Genomic DNA, 15,707 nt, shown 5'->3' on the forward strand with positions numbered 1-15,707 from the left:
AAATCACCTTTCTTTTTCATCGTCCATCGTCTTGTTGAAACCAAGTTAAATCAAACTGGTTAAGTGAATGTACTAAATTCATAAGTTGTTTGGCTGACGCGTTCTTGTCCAGGTCGCAGCGTAATCGAGCCAAACTCCGGAAAATGAACGATATCTGGTATTTCTTGTGGTTCGATCGCTAAGCCAAAATGAGAATGCATGTGTTGACCGTTGATCTGTAAATCTGCATCGAACCCAGTTGTAGAAAATAATACCATACTTTTGTTCGTAGTTGCTATATTCATTTGGCGACCGGAAGCTTCTTCTGATAAAGTTAAGCTGTTTTTGGTGAGTTTAGGCGTATTTAATAAAAAAACGTCATCAAGACCTAAAGGATACTTGGATAAAATCTCTGTCACTGTATTTGATTCTTGAAAATTGATTGGTAAGTCCGCTTTGTCCAGGGTTTCCCCTGTAGGTAATTTGTCATGATCCAAAAGTAATAAGCTATCTAATTGAATCTGGAGTTGATGGGAATCAATATCACGTTTTCCATTTCCAGATAGATTGAAATAGGCATGATTTGTCGGGTTACAAATCGTTTCTACTACACTGTTGGCTTTAGTGATCATGACTAATCTATTTCCTTCTAATTGATAAGTCACAGTCGCGGTGATTGGTCCAGGATAACCTGAAAATGTATCTTTTAAATAAAAGACGACACCCACTGCTTGAGGTGATTTGAATACTTCTACCTCCCAAAACTGAAAGGACCAGCCGTTTGTTCCGCCGTGGATATGATGCTTGCCATGATTTTTTTCTAGTCGGTGAGGTCCCCATTCACCGTTTCTGATCCTACCTGCCACTGGACCAACAGTTGCACCGAAAAAACTATGATCAGATAAAACATCTTGAAGATGGTCGTAAGAGAGTAAGATATTTTCCATTTTTCCCACTCTATCTACTGTGAATATTTGATGCAAGCGAGCACCATAATTGAGAAGAACGACTTCTAGCTCGTCGTTCTTCAATGTGATTTTTTTTAGATTTGTTTGTTTGATGGGGAGGACAGAAATGCTTGGTTCAGACATCTTTGCGCCAAACGTGTTGTAGATAGTCGAGTGTTAACGAAGACGTATCAGCGACGATCGGAATGTCCTCCCCAAGATCTTCCTTGCGTCCAATGCCTACAGGATAAGCGCCACTTGCAATGATCGCTTGGATGCCTGCTTTTGCATCTTCAATACCTAAACAATCAGTCGCCTCTAATCCGATTTCTTTGGCTGCTAATAAAAAGATATCAGGGGCGGGTTTGCCACTTGCTACTTTGCTAGGATCAGCAATCGCATCAAAGTAATCCGCCAATTGCATTTTATCTAGTAAGAATGGCCCGTTTTTACTAGCAGAAGCTAAGGCGATCTTGATGCCAGCTTTCTTTAATTCTGTTAATAAAGGGACAATACCCGGAAATACGTCTGCTGGCGTGATTTCTTGAATCATTTCTAGATAATACTCATTTTTACGTTTGGCTAAAGCAGCGAATTCTTCGTTTGAAAAGACATTTTCTTTCTTTCCATAAGCAAGAAGCAATGTTAATGAATCTTCTCGGCTGACTCCTTTTAATTGTTCGTTGAAGTTTCGGTCGATTGAAATCCCGATTTCTTCACCAAGTTTTTTCCAGGCGCGATAATGGAATTCTGCTGTGTCGGTGATGACACCGTCTAAATCAAATAGGACACCTTTAAACATGTGCATCGTCCTTTCTTAATGGAATCGTTAGTTGATCTGCTAGCTCTTGTGTTTGTCCATACACAGTCAATTCCAGTGCCTCACCATTCAGTAAGGTAAATGTGACTTGTTCATCAGAAACAGCGATGAAAATCAAGCGACCGCGGTAATTGATATGGAAAGAATAGGCATTCCATGTGTTTGGTAAAAATGGTGCAAAAGATAATTCGCCATGGGCGGTTTTCATTTGCGCAAAACCTTGAACGATCGCTAACCAACTACCTGTCATTGAGGTGATATGCAATCCATCTTCTGTATCGTTGTTATAGTTATCCAAATCTAAGCGAGCAGTACGCTGATACATTTCGACCGCTTTTTCTTCCAAGCCAAGTTCAGCAGCTAAAATCGCATGGATACTTGGAGAAAGAGAAGATTCATGAACCGTCATCGGTTCATAGAAATCAAAGTTCCGTTGTTTTTCCTCTTTTGTAAATTCTTCATTGAAGAAATAGATGCCTTGTAACACATCTGCTTGTTTAATGAAGCAAGAACGCAAGATCTTATCCCAAGACCATTTTTGGTTCAAAGGCAATTCGCTAAGTGGTAAATCCGAAACTGGCATCAAATCTTTGTCTAGGAATGTATCATGTTGTACAAAAATTCCTTGTTCCTCGTCGATCGGGTAGTACATGTTTTCGACAATATCAGCCCATTTTGCTAATTCTTCTTCGCTGATTTCAATTGTTGTTTCTTCTTTGAACGCTAAATAATTTTCACGAGTATAACGAAGGACCCAAGCGGCAATCGTATTCGTGTACCAATTGTTATTGATATTGTTTTCGTATTCGTTCGGACCAGTCACACCATGGATCATATACTTATTTTGACGTTTTGAGTAATGGACACGATCCGCCCAGAAACGAGCAATCTCAGCCAATACTTCAAGTCCTTCATTTTTCAGATAAGACGTATCGCCTGTATAATTTGTATAATTGTAGATCGCGTAAGCAATCGCACCGTTACGATGGATTTCTTCAAAGGTGATTTCCCACTCGTTGTGGCACTCGACACCTGTAAAGGTCACCATTGGATAAAGCGCCCCTTTCAATCCTTGTTGTTGAGCATTGTGGATTGCTTGTGGTAATTGATTGTGACGGTATTTCAATAAATTTTTTGTGACTTCTGGGTCAGCTAATGCTAGATATAATGGCACGGCGTAAGCTTCTGTGTCCCAGTATGTCGCACCACCGTATTTTTCGCCAGTGAAGCCTTTTGGTCCAATATTCAAGCGCTCATCTTCACCATAATAAGTAGAGAATAATTGGAAAAGGTTGAAACGGATGCCTTGTTGCGCTTCATCGTCGCCTTCGATCACTACGTCAGCCAATTCCCAACGTTTTGCCCAAGCGGTTGTTTGCTCTTCTTTGGCTGCATCATAATGGGTAGTTAACTGGTCAAATTCAGCCATAAGTGTTGTGAATTGTTGTGCTTCAGGAATATCACGACTCGTCAAAATCAAGACTTCTTTATCCACGATCACAGGTTCATTTAGTGTTAGGTCATATGTGAAGACCCCTTGTAAAGCTAAAGTTTCTTCTTCAAATACAGGGATAGCTACTTCTCCGTTGATCAAATGGCGCATTCCGGCAGTGACAGTGAATTGCTCAATATCAAAAGCGTTAGGGATCGTTTTTGTCGTCAAATAGCCGATTGAGTCTTTTGTACCACGGTCAATTTGGTTCCAGAAATGCTCATCATAGTTACTATCTTCATTTTGTACATGTCCATCCAGTTTCGAAACGAACTTCACGGTGGCTGAACCAGCAAGCAATTCAACTTTTACACGAATATAGGCAGCTTCTCTTTTGGCGATACTCAAGAAACGTTCAAATGAGAAATGGACTTTATTCGTTGCTGTTGTGATAGTGAAGTGACGAGATAAGACCCCGTTTTGCATATCTAATTCCCAATGAAAATCTTCTGGATCAAGGGAAGCTAAATCGATCAATTGGTCATTGATATAAATATCCATTGCGATAAAGTTGACCGCATTGATGACTTTCCCAAAATATTCAGGATAACCGTTTTTCCACCAACCCACACGAGTTTTATCAGGATACCAGATGCCTGCTAAATAAGTGCCTTGGTGATGATCGCCAGAGTACGTTTCTTCGAAGTTTCCACGCATTCCCATGTAGCCGTTTCCAATGCTTGTCAATGACTCTTGCAAACGTAAGTTTTCTTTATCTAATGTTGTCGTACTGATTTTCCAAGGGTCGATTTGGAATAAGCGTTTGATTTGTTTCATGATTCTCCTCCTAAATGTTTCATTTCTTAGGTTTATAATAAACGCAACCGGTTGCGTCAGTCAATAGTAAACTGATAAATACTCAATCTTTTTTATTGTAGAACACTTCGCAAGAGGGTGGAAAGTATCATTGCCCTAGTTTTTCTGTATAGTTCTTATTGTATCTGTTGTATCATGCTTCTGGATAAAAAAATAAATAAAATAAAAATAAAGCATTTACAAAAAAAGGAATTACCTCTATAATACGGATTAACGAAACCGATTGCGTAAAGGAGAGGTAGAAATTGAAGAAAATGTTTAGTTTTGATTTTTGGCAGAAATTTGGAAAGGCTTTAATGGTCGTTGTAGCAGTTATGCCAGCTGCTGGTTTAATGATCAGTATCGGGAAATCGATCCCATTGATCAACCCGAACATGGCAGCACTTGTCACTACGGGTGGTGTTCTTGAAAGTATTGGTTGGGCAATTATTGGGAACTTGCATTTATTATTTGCATTAGCGATAGGTGGTAGTTGGGCAAAAGAACGAGCAGGTGGTGCATTCGCTGCCGGAATCTCGTTTGTTTTGATCAATCGGATCACAGGAGCGATCTTCGGTGTCACAACAGAGATGTTAGCCAATGAAGATGCCTTCACACATACGTTGTTTGGTACACGAATCATGGTGAAAGGATTCTTTACGAGTGTCTTAGAAGCTCCTGCATTGAACATGGGAGTATTCGTAGGGATCATCGCTGGGTTCGTCGGTGCGATGGCTTATAACAAATACTATAACTACCGTAAATTACCAGATGCACTTTCTTTCTTTAATGGGAAACGATTTGTTCCCTTTGTAGTGATTCTTTGGTCAACGATCGTAGCTCTTATTTTGGCAGCAGTTTGGCCAGCAATTCAAGCAGGAATCAATAATTTTGGTTTATGGATTGCACAATCACAAGATAGCGCACCGATTTTAGCACCATTTTTATATGGAACATTAGAACGTTTATTACTACCTTTTGGTTTACACCACATGTTGACGATTCCAATCAACTATACGCAATTAGGTGGAACATATGAGATTTTATCTGGCGCACAAGCCGGTACACAAGTATTTGGACAAGATCCATTATGGTTAGCTTGGGCAACTGACTTAGTGAACCTACGAGGTGCAGGAGACATGGCACAGTATGAATTCGTATTGAACAATTGGACACCCGCACGTTTCAAAGTCGGTCAAATGATTGGTTCTTCTGGTATTTTGATGGGGATGGCGCTTGCGATGTATCGCAATGTCGATCCAGACAAAAAAGCAAAATACAAATCCATGTATTTCTCAGCTGCTTTAGCTGTCTTTTTAACAGGGGTAACAGAACCATTAGAATTTATGTTTATGTTTGCAGCAGTTCCACTGTATGCGATCTATGCAGTCATTCAAGGAGCAGCTTTTGCGATGGCGGATATCTTACCATTGCGTGTCCATTCCTTCGGGAATATCGAATTATTGACACGAACACCATTAGGAATTAAAGCAGGGCTTGGCGGCGATTTAATCAACTTCGTCATTTGTGTCATTCTCTTTGGCGTAGTGACTTATTTCTTAGCAAACTTCTTGATTAAGAAGTTCAACTTTGCTACACCAGGACGTAACGGGAACTATGATAATGACAGTGAAGAAACAACAACTGGCACGACAACAGGAGTGGTGGATCAACAAATTATCCAAATCATCCATTTATTAGGTGGAAAAGAAAATATCAAAGACGTGGATGCTTGTATGACACGTTTACGTGTAACAGTGGCAGATCGAGGCAGAGTTGGTTCAGAAGACGCGTGGAAACGTGCTGGCGCAATGGGATTGATCGTCAAAGACAATGGTGTCCAAGCCGTTTATGGGCCAAAAGCAGATGTGTTAAAATCAGATATTGAAGATTTATTGCAATCAGGCGCAGATATTCCTGAACCACAAGTCAAAGAAGTCGTGATGGAAAAAGAAACAGCGACAGCAGCATTAGGAATCGAAAAAGAATTATACGCAGTAGCCAAAGGAGAAGTGATTGCTTTAGCAGCGGTCAATGATCCAGTCTTTTCACAAAAAATGATGGGTGACGGTTTTGCAGTCATTCCTGAAACAGATACGATCACTGCTCCAGTAGCGGGTAAAATCGTTAGCGTATTCCCAACGAAGCACGCTATTGGGATGGAAACAGCTGAAGGCGCAGAAGTACTGATCCACATGGGAATCGATACTGTCCAAATGGCGCAACCTGCATTTGAAATATCTGTGAAAGAAGGACAAGAAGTCACACCAGGTATGCCGATTGCACGCATGGATCTTGCAAAAGTCAAAGAACAAGGAAAAGATACAACGATCATGGTTGTTTTCACGGATGATAAAGTGAAAGAAATTGCGATCACTACACTGGGTTCTGTTGAAATGGGTACAGAAATCGGAAAAATCAAGCTATAATAAATACAAGAAGTGATCAGAGATTGTGACGAAAAAGCGAGACGATTGAGGAGAGATTTCTTCAATGATCAGCGCTGACGTAACAGTCTCTGATTTTTATGTAAAAATAGAAAAGAGGTTCCAAAAAAATGAAAATAATGACGTTGAATACACATAGTTGGTTGGAAGAAGAACCATTAACTAAACTACAAGACCTTGCAGATAAGATTTTAGTTGAGCGCTATGATGTGATTGCTTTGCAAGAGGTCAATCAACTGATTGAAACAAAAATCGTAAATGAACAAGAGCTAGTCGGTTTTTGTCCAGTAACGAATCAGACCCCAATCCACAAAGATAATTTCGCTTATTGCTTGATCCAACGACTGGCAGAAGCAGGGGAATCCTATTTTTGGAGTTGGGAAATGAGTCATATTGGTTATGATAAGTACGAAGAAGGAAACGCTATTTTATCAAAGGTTCTTTTGGATAGTCGGGCATACATAGTGTCTGAAACAAAAGAAAAAGAAAACTACCGTACCCGCATGATCCTTGTGGCCGAAACAGTAATTGACAACCAACCAATCGTTGTCGCAAGCTGTCATTTCTCTTGGTGGTCAGATATAGAAACGGGCTTTGCCTACGAGTGGCAATTCTTACAGAGAGAACTCTTAACTTATCAAATACCTTGCTTGTTGATGGGTGATTTTAATAATCCAGCAGGTGAGGAAGGGTATTGCTTAGTGGCAGACAATCAATTGAATATCAAAGATGCGTATGTTCTAGCAGAGCAAAAATCTGAAGAAGCCACGATCGAGAAAAAAATCGATGGCTGGGAAAACAATACAGAAGCACTGCGAATCGACTATATTTTCGTTCCGATGGAGAGTAAAGTCAGTTCGTATATCCGTGTCTTTGATGGGACGAATGGTTCAATCGTTAGTGATCATTTTGGGGTAGCTGTGGAAATGGAGCTATAAAGTGAGAGTGAAAATATAAAAAGGCGAATAACAAAAAAGCACATCTTTAAAAAACAGTCAGTTGTTTTAAATGATGTGCTTTTATAGCGTTGCTGACTATTATTGGTGATCTAGAAAAACATTTGTAAACTAATTTTAGAATAGCTAGATAAAAATTGGGATAATTAGACTTGGTTTGCAGTATACTAAGCTGTTTAGAAGGAATATTGATATAATCGAAGTAATGATATGAAAAGAGCAAGCTAAAATAAATAGGAGTGAAAATCTATGATAAATTATCAGACCAATGTACAGATACATAAAAGTGAACTTGAAAATCTATATGCCAGTGTAGGATGGACTAGTTATACGAATGACTTGGATAGGTTAGAAAAAGCAATCGCTCATTCCTTATCCGTAATAACTGCTTGGCATCAAGATAAATTAGTGGGGTTGATCAGAGTGGTTGGTGATGGTCAGACAATTATATATATACAAGATCTCTTAGTTCATCCTGATTACCAAAATAAAAAGATAGGAACTTATTTACTGGCTGAGATTTTACAGGAATATAAAGAGGTAAGACAGAAAATACTTTTGACTGAAGATGCTCCAGATGTAAGGTACTTTTATGAGGGATTTGGATTTGTTTCTTGCGACAAAGGTAATCTCGTATCGTTTTACAAAGAGTTTTAGTTGTTGAAGATAAGATAATTAAAGTATTTCATCGTTTTGATAACAGTTTCGAAGGAATGGTTTGAGTGCTTGTCAATGAATACTATGATTAAGGAGAATGAGGATATGAAACTAAATAAAGCGGAAGTTTTATCAGATAAACAGAATGAACCCACAGAAAAATCAATAAAAATGTTTATTGGTGAGGATGCTTGCGAACGACTATCTAAGATAGAAGAGTTGTTAAATAATCTCTAGGATGTGAAACGTGAATTGAGATTTTGGGATAGTTGGCAATTTAGTTATTGCCATAAAAAAAGTAGCTATTTGATATTATTTAAAAAAAGAATGGCTTGATCGGAATAATGACGATAACCGATAAGAAAGTGAGTGAAATGGAAAGACTACAGGCCGTATTACAACCGGAGATCCAAGAAATCTGGAAAAAAAGAAAAAATTCGGTCCATCTAGTTGGCCCTTGCTATTTTAAGTAAAGACAGAAGCAGACATCAGCGTTTTGATGAAGATTGTGGCAATCCGATAACCATAAAAAAATAAACGTATTTAGTAGAGAAAGGAGGAGATTTCCTACTTTCAAAGTTCAAAATTAAGCGGGACTGCGACAGTCAGCCTGTCACAGTCCCGCTTATCGTACGTGTTTTGCATAATCTAAACAATGATGGTCTAACTGATTTTCACATTTTTTTCTTTCCTAAAATTAAACTTTTGTGAAAGATAGATTCCTAAAAAGGATAGCCAACCTGCAATAGTCGCAGCAACAACGAAGTAGAAATAGACGGGAAGGTCGTAATAGAGAATGATCTCGTTGATGCCATTATGCTGTTTGACGATCGGTGTACCGATATCGGTCAATTCAAAATCCGTCAATTTCTGTCCATTTTGCATCAAGACGGTTCGATCATACACGATAACTGGCACATGAACAGTCGGTTCACCGGTATTTTTCCATTTGATACTCAACCGACCATCAGGATGTGATTTGATGAATGTTGTTTCATTTTCCAGGATTTCTTCATTGTATCGATCGTATTTATTTGCCTTTGTTTGTTTATAGATCGGCAAATAATCTGGCGTAGTTTTCTGGAAAACAAATAAACTTTTGGACATATCACGACTGTAGAAAGTTTTTCTTGCTTCATCAGGTGTATCGAACAAATACGTATGACGACTGACGAAGGTTTCATCTTCCCATTTATTGAGGTGACGGTATAAGTTTTGGATGGTCTGAACAGAACTGATCAGGATCAGTAAGGTCGCAGCTATCCGTAACCAGGTTTTGTTTTCCCAACGATTGGCGACGATTGCAAAGTAAAGTAAAAAAAGCAAGGTAAATGGGACAAAGAAACGAAATGGAAACTGAATCAAGCTAATAAATGGCACTTCGTTTTCAACTAATGTATTCCAAGGGATCAGGCTGGTTGAAAGTAAGAAGAACACAACACTTGTGCGCAACAAAAGTTTTGGAAACAGTTCTTCTCGCTTTCGGAACAATAAGAAAAATAAAAAACCAGTAAATAAAACGACAGGAAGGATTTTCGGATAATTCAACCAGTAACTTCCCTCAAGGTTGATTGATTTCTCTGTCATTCGTCGATTGACGAAAGGTGGAAGAATCTTATTCCCACTGTAAACCATTGCCATACCTACCCAAATATTTGCCGTTAGGATAAAGTATAGAAGAATTGATTTACCTAACTGTAAAAGAGCTTTCCCTTTATTTGTTTGTGTGAAGAAATAATACCCATAAAAAGGAATATACATCAATACTAACATCACAGAAGATAGTAGATGGATCTGCGTCATCAATGCAATCGCTGCAGTTACTTTAAGTACAGGGAATTTTTTATGCACGATGAAATCAACGAGCGGGATCATACATAAAGGATAAAACACGGTGCCCCAGCTCGTAAAACCTTGATTGACAGCCCAATATTGAATCGAATAGGTCGTCATGAACAAGACTGAAACCGGCACACTCACCCAATCACGTACTTTTACATAACGCAACAAAGTCAACATGGAACAACCTGCGATAAGGAAGAGAATAAAATTCGATAAAATCTGGTAATGATACCAACTTCTAGCAACAAGTACGATCAACCCTTGAAAGTAGGAGAATAAGGGACCGTAGATTGCATTGACGATCCGACCGCTTTGTTGAAAGCCATACATCGATGGGAAGTAGTGTAAGTCTCCGTGAATAATTTGTTGGGCTGCATCATAAAAACGATTGTAATGAAATGGCGCATCCGCCCCGATGATCAATTTGTGTGATAAGATATTTGGCAATACGAAAATAATTGCGAAAATAAAAATCAAAAAATATGGTCTATATTTTTTCAACTGTTTGGCTCCTTTTCATATAATAACTAAACTTATCATAAAGGTTAATGAAAGGAGAGGCAAGGAATTAGAAAAAAATTGAAAATAACATGAAATTATTTATGTAAATCATAAAGAAATCAATTGGAAAAGTTAAATGACCATATTTATTTACAATAAAATAAAAGGTAGAAACAAAAGCCTCCATTTATAATGATCAAAAAGCCACTGGTCTTCATCAATTGAAGGAGTGGCTTTTGATTTTATACTAGTAGAGTGATTATTTATTGATGCGACGGTAGTTTTCGTCGAAGTAACGACCTTCACGAATGTCTTTTGGCATTCCTTCATAAGGTTCTTCGCTAATTACATCTTCATTATCAACACCCGCATCACCCATATAAGTAATTGTCGCAAATTCTGGAACGACTAATTTTGGATATGTTTCATATTTTTCACGAGCAGCTTCCATTTCCGCAAGATGTTCGTTTTGGAAAGTGACAGTGATCTCTGGATGTTCTTCGACCCATTTAGGGAAGAAAATCGTGCCATGGAGTTTTTTCTCATTTGGCATAAAGTCTAAAGCAACGTCTGTACCAGTTGGTTCAGTCCAAGTGATTTTAAAAACACCATCTGTTAATTTTACGATATCTGCTTCTTGATCTTTGACCCAACGCCCTTTGACCATCCCGCCATGAATACGATAGTCAACGGTGTGGTCATTTTTTGCATACCATTCATATTCCCAACCATTGTCATACGTATAGATAAAGTGAGTTCCGATAAAATCTTCTAAGTTTTTGAATTGTTTCATGTAAAACATCTCCCTTTAAATTAAAACATGTAATAATTTACATGTTTTTGATTACGTGATTATGATAGAATGATTTTGAGAGAATGTCAAGGAGGAAATTTTGATGGCTAGAAAAAACACATTACGCTATATATTACTGGGATTACTGAGCAAAAAAAATCAAACGGGGTATGAATTGAATCAGGCATTCAAAAATGAAATCGGTGAATTCTGGCAGGCAAAGCATAGTCAGATTTATCCTGAACTGGCCAAAATGGAAGAACTAGGAATCATCAAACATGAAGTAGGGATCACTGGAGTCAAGCTAGAAAAGAAAATTTATCAGCTGACTGAAGAAGGACGTGTTTTGTTAAACGAATGGATCCATACCTCACCAAATGAACTTCCAGTCAATCGAGACGAATTTGTCTTGAAACTTTATTTTGTGAAAGATATCAATGATCCAACATGGATCGAGATTCTTGAACAGCAAAAGGAGCTTCATGAAGAAAAAAGACAGCATTTATTCGCCCGACAACAAGTGATTTTCCCGACAGAAAAAGATCAACATGAAAATTATGGCCATTATCTGATCTTGTCTCACGCAATCAATCGAGAAACCGAATATATCAACTGGTTGACACAAGTATTGGAACAAGAAATAAGAAAATAAATGGAAAGTTTATGACAAACAGCTTAAAAAGGCGCCAATCACAAAAATTTGAAAAACAATTTTCGTGGTTGGCGCCTATTTCTCGAGGCTGAACACTTCTGTCCCGACCTCGTGGTGGTTTTTTTATTTAACTATAACATGTCGGCTACAAGCTCTAATGGAGTAAAAAAATCAATCTGCGCTCTTTTCTTATTTTTTCAGTACTTTTTTAGGATCGATCGTTTCATCTGCTGGAAGGATCTTATAAGAAAGTTCATCCGTTTCTTCGTCATGAATAATGCATAGCTGTTCCAGATCATTGAAGTCGCCAATTAAAAGGAGTGTATAACGTTCATCAATCAATTGAATGTCTTTGATGGATTTTGAGAAGACTTTTCGGACATGGTGCATTTTGTTTAAACGTTCCTGAGCTTTTTCAGCGGCTTTGGTCAACGTGTACCCTTCATCTAAAAATTTCTTGATGATCTCCACTTTGACCACTGTCGGTAATCGGTATTTTCTTGAACAATTTGCGTCAGCAGTAACGGATTGGATAAAGCCTTTTTGTTCCCAGTATCTCAATTGTCGTGGTGAAACTCCGACAATCTCACTCAATTCACTAATACCTACTAATAAATGGTCATTTTCCAATAATTGTTTAAGTGAAGCCCCCACCATTCGTCACACTCCTTTGTTGGTTGTTCCCTTAATTATACTTTTGTTGACTATTGTGTCAAGTAGGTTGACAAAAGGCAAAAATAGGAATAAAGTATCTTAGTGATTTCAGAAAACATTCAGAAAGAAGGAGACATATGAGTAAGAATCAACCCGTAGATATTTACGGAAAACCATATAATCGTACACTATTAGTTGTTGTGTTATTGATTGGGACATTTTGTACAGTCTTGAATCAGACCTTATTGACAACTGCTTTTCCAGCATTGATGAAAGCTTTTGATATTTCAGCTTCTGATGTGCAATGGTTGACAACAGGCTTTTTACTAGTGAACGGGATCATGATTCCGATTACTGCTTGGTTGATCAATAAGTTCAGTTCTAGAAAATTATATCTGTCTGCTATGACGATTTTTTTGATTGGGACGATCACCTGTTTTACTGCTCCTAATTTTAGTACACTATTGATTGGACGATTAATCCAAGCGTGTGGTGTAGGGGTATCTATGCCATTATTGCAAAATATCATGCTATCGATCTTCCCACCAGAAAAAAGAGGTTCGGCTATGGGAATGTCTGGGATCGTTATCGGATTAGCCCCAGCATTAGGCCCAACATTATCTGGCTATATCATTGATAACTATCATTGGCGCGATTTATTTGGAATGGTTATTCCCATCGTCGTTCTTGTTTTAGTACTTGCATTCTTTTTGATGAAGAGTGTGATTCCTTTGTCCAATCCAAGTATCGATATTTTCTCTGCTATTCTTTCAACGATTGGATTTGGTAGTTTACTTTATGGATTCTCAAGCGTAGGAGACGCCGGTTGGGGAAGTACGAAGGTAATCAGCTTTTTGATTGTTGGTGTGATTTTCATCGTCGCATTTGCTTGGCGGCAATTACATTTAGAACATCCATTCTTAGAGTTGCGTGTTTTTAAGTCACCAACCTTTACGATTGCAGCGATCCTAGCAGGCGTAACGAATATGGCGATGGTCGGAGCAGAAATGGTCGTTCCCTTATATATTCAAAATATTCGTGGAGAATCGGCATTCCACTCAGGTTTGATGTTGCTTCCGGGTGCATTGATCATGGGAGCAATGATGCCAATCACTGGTGCGATCTTTGACAAACACGGGGCAAAACGTCTTGCGATTGTTGGGATGTTCATCCTAACAGCAGCTACAGCACCTTTTGCCTTCTTGACTGAAACGACACCTGTTTTGTATATCGTCATTCTTTATGCGATCCGAATGTTTGGGATCTCGATGGTCATGATGCCGGTGACAACATCAGGAATGAATGCTTTACCTAACCACTTGATCAGTCACGGAACAGCAGTGAACAATACCTTCCGCCAAATTGCAAGTTCAATCGGAACTGCGATTTTGATCAGTGTGTTGACGAATGTTACGAAAGACAATCTACCAACTGATGCTGTGTTGAAAAGTACACCTTTAGCCTATAAAGATCAAGCAATCAACGCGACTTTATCTGGTTACCATGCAGCTTTCTTTGTCGCAATCATATTCGGCTTGATCGGCTTTGCGATTGCTTTCTTCTTAAAAAGAAAAGAACCAGTAGTGATGGAAGTGGGGGATAACGCATGATTATTTTCGTATTGATTGCCAGTGTCATTGCCTTTGCTTTGACAAATGTTTTTGCCAAAAAAATGTGGCAAACATTTCTTTCACTCGTCTTTGGCTTACTGTTTGTTCTCTCGTTAGGACTGATCGTAGGAAATATCACGAATCATTTTGGGATGGAAGAAGTGACAGAAACAAAAACGACTCCGCTCGTTTCCAGTGCGGATCAGTCAGAAGTAAATATGTTGCTTTATCAGTCACTAGGAGATGGGACAGAAAAAGTCTACTTATATCGAACAGATGACAAGCAAAAAGAACCAAAAGCAACTGGCACAAAAAATGAAACAAATAAGGTCGAACAAACGGACGGAAAAGCAGAAAAAGTCAGTGAAACAACTTATTGGGTTTATAAAAATGACCAATACAAATTCTGGTTCAACTTAGCGGATAATAACCATGAATATGAACGCCGGGTCAATACGTTCAAACTTCCCGCGGATTGGATCGAATTAAGTACTGACCAAGCTTCTGAGTTGGCAAAACGTGTCAAAGAACAAAAAAGCACGATGGAAGCCGATGCACAAAAGGTTGTAAAAGAAGGCTTGATGAAAGCCATTGCCCAAAATCCAGCGATGTCTCAAGAAGAACAACAACAAGTATCAAAAGACTTAGCGACAGCTTATCAAAAACAAGCATTGGCAAAATTAGTCGCAGAAGTGAAGAAGTAAATAGTTTAATAATATGACAAAAATAGTGGATGAAGTATTCGACAACATACTTTGTCCACTATTTTTTTATGGAAAAAGGAATAAAGATAAATTACATTTATACGTATTTAAAGAGTATAGACAGCAAGTTCCTAAAAGAAAGGAGGAAATGAAATACGAATAAGAAAATCACCACTAAAGATAATTATGTATATACATAGAGGAGGTCGTTTATAATGGAGATGTTACCAATAAAAAAATGGAGAAACAGTAATGGTCTTAGATTGCCAAAATACATTATGGAATACCTTGAAATCCATACAGAAGATAAAGTGAAAATCATATAAGAAGAGAAGAATGGGAAAAAATGTTTGATCCTCGAAGCGGCTACTCCAGAAAATGAATGGACAATTGAGCAATTGTTTGCAAACTACAAAAAAAGGGCTCATGTAGATCTACAGGATCTAGGTGAGGTAGGAGGAAATGAAAAATGGTGAGAACCCCTAGACAAGGGGTCATTTTATTATTAAATACAGTGCCTAGATCTGGATATGAACAAACAGGAAAACGTCCATATATTGTTTTGAGTCACGATATTATTGCAGAAAATAGTAATGTTGTAACTGTTGCACCCATTTCAACTACCAATAGAAGCTATCCGTTGGATGTACCTATTCGTTCTTCTTATGGAATGAAGACTGTAGGAAAAGTATTGTTAGATCAATTAACAACAATTGATCATGAAGCAAGACAATTTGTTTTCCTAGAAAAAGCGCATAAAAGGTTAGTCGATGAGTTGTTACAGAAGACAAAGCTGATATTTCAAAAAGTAAACAATTGAATAAAGAATTTTTTCTGGTTTGGTCAATAACTATACTA

At 38.2% G+C, this 15,707-nt stretch carries 14 protein-coding genes and 1 pseudogene; 9 read left to right on the forward strand and 6 right to left on the reverse strand.

Translation table 11 applies throughout. The features are described from left to right. Positions 1 to 59 precede the first annotated feature (59 nt). The 3 genes from CYK55_RS02280 to CYK55_RS02290 are packed head-to-tail and all read right to left on the reverse strand — an operon-like array spanning position 60 to position 4,015. Positions 60 to 1,070 carry an aldose epimerase family protein gene (locus CYK55_RS02280; RefSeq protein WP_034690093.1) on the reverse strand — a complete coding sequence of 337 codons (1,011 nt, stop codon included), beginning with the start codon at positions 1,068 to 1,070 and terminating at the stop codon, positions 60 to 62. Beyond that, entirely contained in the window at positions 1,063 to 1,728 is a 666-nt protein-coding gene (gene pgmB / locus CYK55_RS02285) for a beta-phosphoglucomutase (RefSeq protein WP_126133874.1), read from the reverse strand. The genes CYK55_RS02280 and pgmB overlap by 8 nt, the downstream gene beginning before the upstream one ends. Then, positions 1,721 to 4,015: a glycoside hydrolase family 65 protein gene (locus CYK55_RS02290; RefSeq protein WP_034690089.1), complete on the reverse strand. Its 2,295-nt coding sequence runs from the start codon at positions 4,013 to 4,015 to the stop codon at positions 1,721 to 1,723. Before CYK55_RS02290 ends, pgmB begins: the two co-directional genes overlap by 8 nt. 284 nt (positions 4,016 to 4,299) lie before the next feature. Between CYK55_RS02290 and CYK55_RS02295 the strand changes: the two genes are divergently transcribed. The 4 genes from CYK55_RS02295 (at position 4,300) to CYK55_RS13930 (ending at position 8,330) form a co-directional block, all read left to right on the forward strand. Continuing rightward, complete coding sequence (locus CYK55_RS02295) at positions 4,300 to 6,462, forward strand: PTS transporter subunit IIBC (RefSeq protein ID WP_034690087.1); 2,163 nt, start codon at positions 4,300 to 4,302, stop codon at positions 6,460 to 6,462. A gap of 128 nt (positions 6,463 to 6,590) precedes the next feature. Beyond that, positions 6,591 to 7,418, forward strand: a complete 828-nt coding sequence (locus CYK55_RS02300; protein WP_126133875.1) for an endonuclease/exonuclease/phosphatase family protein — start codon at positions 6,591 to 6,593, stop codon at positions 7,416 to 7,418. 267 nt (positions 7,419 to 7,685) lie between these two features. Continuing rightward, a complete protein-coding gene (locus tag CYK55_RS02305) occupies positions 7,686 to 8,093 on the forward strand; it encodes a GNAT family N-acetyltransferase (protein ID WP_034690085.1) in 408 nt (135 codons plus the stop codon). Positions 8,094 to 8,198: 105 nt separating this feature from the next. Next, a complete protein-coding gene (locus CYK55_RS13930) occupies positions 8,199 to 8,330 on the forward strand; it encodes a hypothetical protein (protein ID WP_268745033.1) in 132 nt (43 codons plus the stop codon). Between the two features lie 426 nt (positions 8,331 to 8,756). On the opposite strand, the gene CYK55_RS02310 is transcribed toward CYK55_RS13930, so the two are convergent. After that, on the reverse strand, positions 8,757 to 10,436 hold the full coding sequence (locus CYK55_RS02310) for a hypothetical protein (RefSeq protein WP_034690084.1): 1,680 nt from the start codon (positions 10,434 to 10,436) through the stop codon (positions 8,757 to 8,759). Positions 10,437 to 10,695: 259 nt separating this feature from the next. Then, positions 10,696 to 11,229 (reverse strand): phenolic acid decarboxylase, encoded by a 534-nt coding sequence (locus CYK55_RS02315; RefSeq protein WP_034690082.1) that lies wholly within the window; start codon positions 11,227 to 11,229, stop codon positions 10,696 to 10,698. 103 nt (positions 11,230 to 11,332) lie between these two features. Between CYK55_RS02315 and CYK55_RS02320 the strand changes: the two genes are divergently transcribed. Further along, on the forward strand, positions 11,333 to 11,881 hold the full coding sequence (locus CYK55_RS02320; RefSeq protein WP_010736381.1) for a PadR family transcriptional regulator: 549 nt from the start codon (positions 11,333 to 11,335) through the stop codon (positions 11,879 to 11,881). Positions 11,882 to 12,070: 189 nt separating this feature from the next. Here the strand turns inward: CYK55_RS02320 and CYK55_RS02325 are convergent, their stop codons facing one another. Further along, positions 12,071 to 12,538 (reverse strand): MerR family transcriptional regulator, encoded by a 468-nt coding sequence (locus CYK55_RS02325; RefSeq protein WP_034690080.1) that lies wholly within the window; start codon positions 12,536 to 12,538, stop codon positions 12,071 to 12,073. A gap of 134 nt (positions 12,539 to 12,672) precedes the next feature. On the opposite strand from CYK55_RS02325, the gene CYK55_RS02330 reads away from it, so the two are divergent. From CYK55_RS02330 to CYK55_RS02345, 4 genes and pseudogenes are all read left to right on the forward strand, one after another. Then, a complete protein-coding gene (locus CYK55_RS02330; protein ID WP_126133876.1) occupies positions 12,673 to 14,145 on the forward strand; it encodes an MDR family MFS transporter in 1,473 nt (490 codons plus the stop codon). Continuing rightward, positions 14,142 to 14,849 carry a DUF4811 domain-containing protein gene (locus tag CYK55_RS02335; RefSeq protein ID WP_034690077.1) on the forward strand — a complete coding sequence of 236 codons (708 nt, stop codon included), beginning with the start codon at positions 14,142 to 14,144 and terminating at the stop codon, positions 14,847 to 14,849. The genes CYK55_RS02330 and CYK55_RS02335 overlap by 4 nt, the downstream gene beginning before the upstream one ends. Positions 14,850 to 15,064: 215 nt before the next feature. Continuing rightward, positions 15,065 to 15,325, forward strand: a pseudogene (locus CYK55_RS02340) (AbrB/MazE/SpoVT family DNA-binding domain-containing protein). Beyond that, positions 15,319 to 15,669: a type II toxin-antitoxin system PemK/MazF family toxin gene (locus CYK55_RS02345; protein ID WP_126133877.1), complete on the forward strand. Its 351-nt coding sequence runs from the start codon at positions 15,319 to 15,321 to the stop codon at positions 15,667 to 15,669. Before CYK55_RS02340 ends, CYK55_RS02345 begins: the two are co-directional and overlap by 7 nt. Positions 15,670 to 15,707 lie beyond the last annotated feature (38 nt).

Source organism: Enterococcus mundtii (genome assembly GCF_003957375.1).
Taxonomy (GTDB): Bacteria; Bacillota; Bacilli; order Lactobacillales; family Enterococcaceae; genus Enterococcus_B; species Enterococcus_B spodopteracolus.

Bases quoted from the DNA above. Each gene is read 5' to 3' on its own strand.
- CYK55_RS02280 (WP_034690093.1), bottom strand. From the start codon at position 1,070: ATGTCTGAACCAAGCATTTCTGTCCTCCCCATCAAACAAACAAATCTA.
- pgmB (WP_126133874.1), bottom strand. From the start codon at position 1,728: ATGTTTAAAGGTGTCCTATTTGATTTAGACGGTGTCATCACCGACACA.
- CYK55_RS02290 (WP_034690089.1), bottom strand. From the start codon at position 4,015: ATGAAACAAATCAAACGCTTATTCCAAATCGACCCTTGGAAAATCAGT.
- CYK55_RS02300 (WP_126133875.1), top strand. From the start codon at position 6,591: ATGAAAATAATGACGTTGAATACACATAGTTGGTTGGAAGAAGAACCA.
- CYK55_RS02305 (WP_034690085.1), top strand. From the start codon at position 7,686: ATGATAAATTATCAGACCAATGTACAGATACATAAAAGTGAACTTGAA.
- CYK55_RS13930 (WP_268745033.1), top strand. From the start codon at position 8,199: ATGAAACTAAATAAAGCGGAAGTTTTATCAGATAAACAGAATGAACCC.
- CYK55_RS02315 (WP_034690082.1), bottom strand. From the start codon at position 11,229: ATGAAACAATTCAAAAACTTAGAAGATTTTATCGGAACTCACTTTATC.
- CYK55_RS02320 (WP_010736381.1), top strand. From the start codon at position 11,333: ATGGCTAGAAAAAACACATTACGCTATATATTACTGGGATTACTGAGC.
- CYK55_RS02325 (WP_034690080.1), bottom strand. From the start codon at position 12,538: ATGGTGGGGGCTTCACTTAAACAATTATTGGAAAATGACCATTTATTA.
- CYK55_RS02330 (WP_126133876.1), top strand. From the start codon at position 12,673: ATGAGTAAGAATCAACCCGTAGATATTTACGGAAAACCATATAATCGT.
- CYK55_RS02335 (WP_034690077.1), top strand. From the start codon at position 14,142: ATGATTATTTTCGTATTGATTGCCAGTGTCATTGCCTTTGCTTTGACA.
- CYK55_RS02345 (WP_126133877.1), top strand. From the start codon at position 15,319: ATGGTGAGAACCCCTAGACAAGGGGTCATTTTATTATTAAATACAGTG.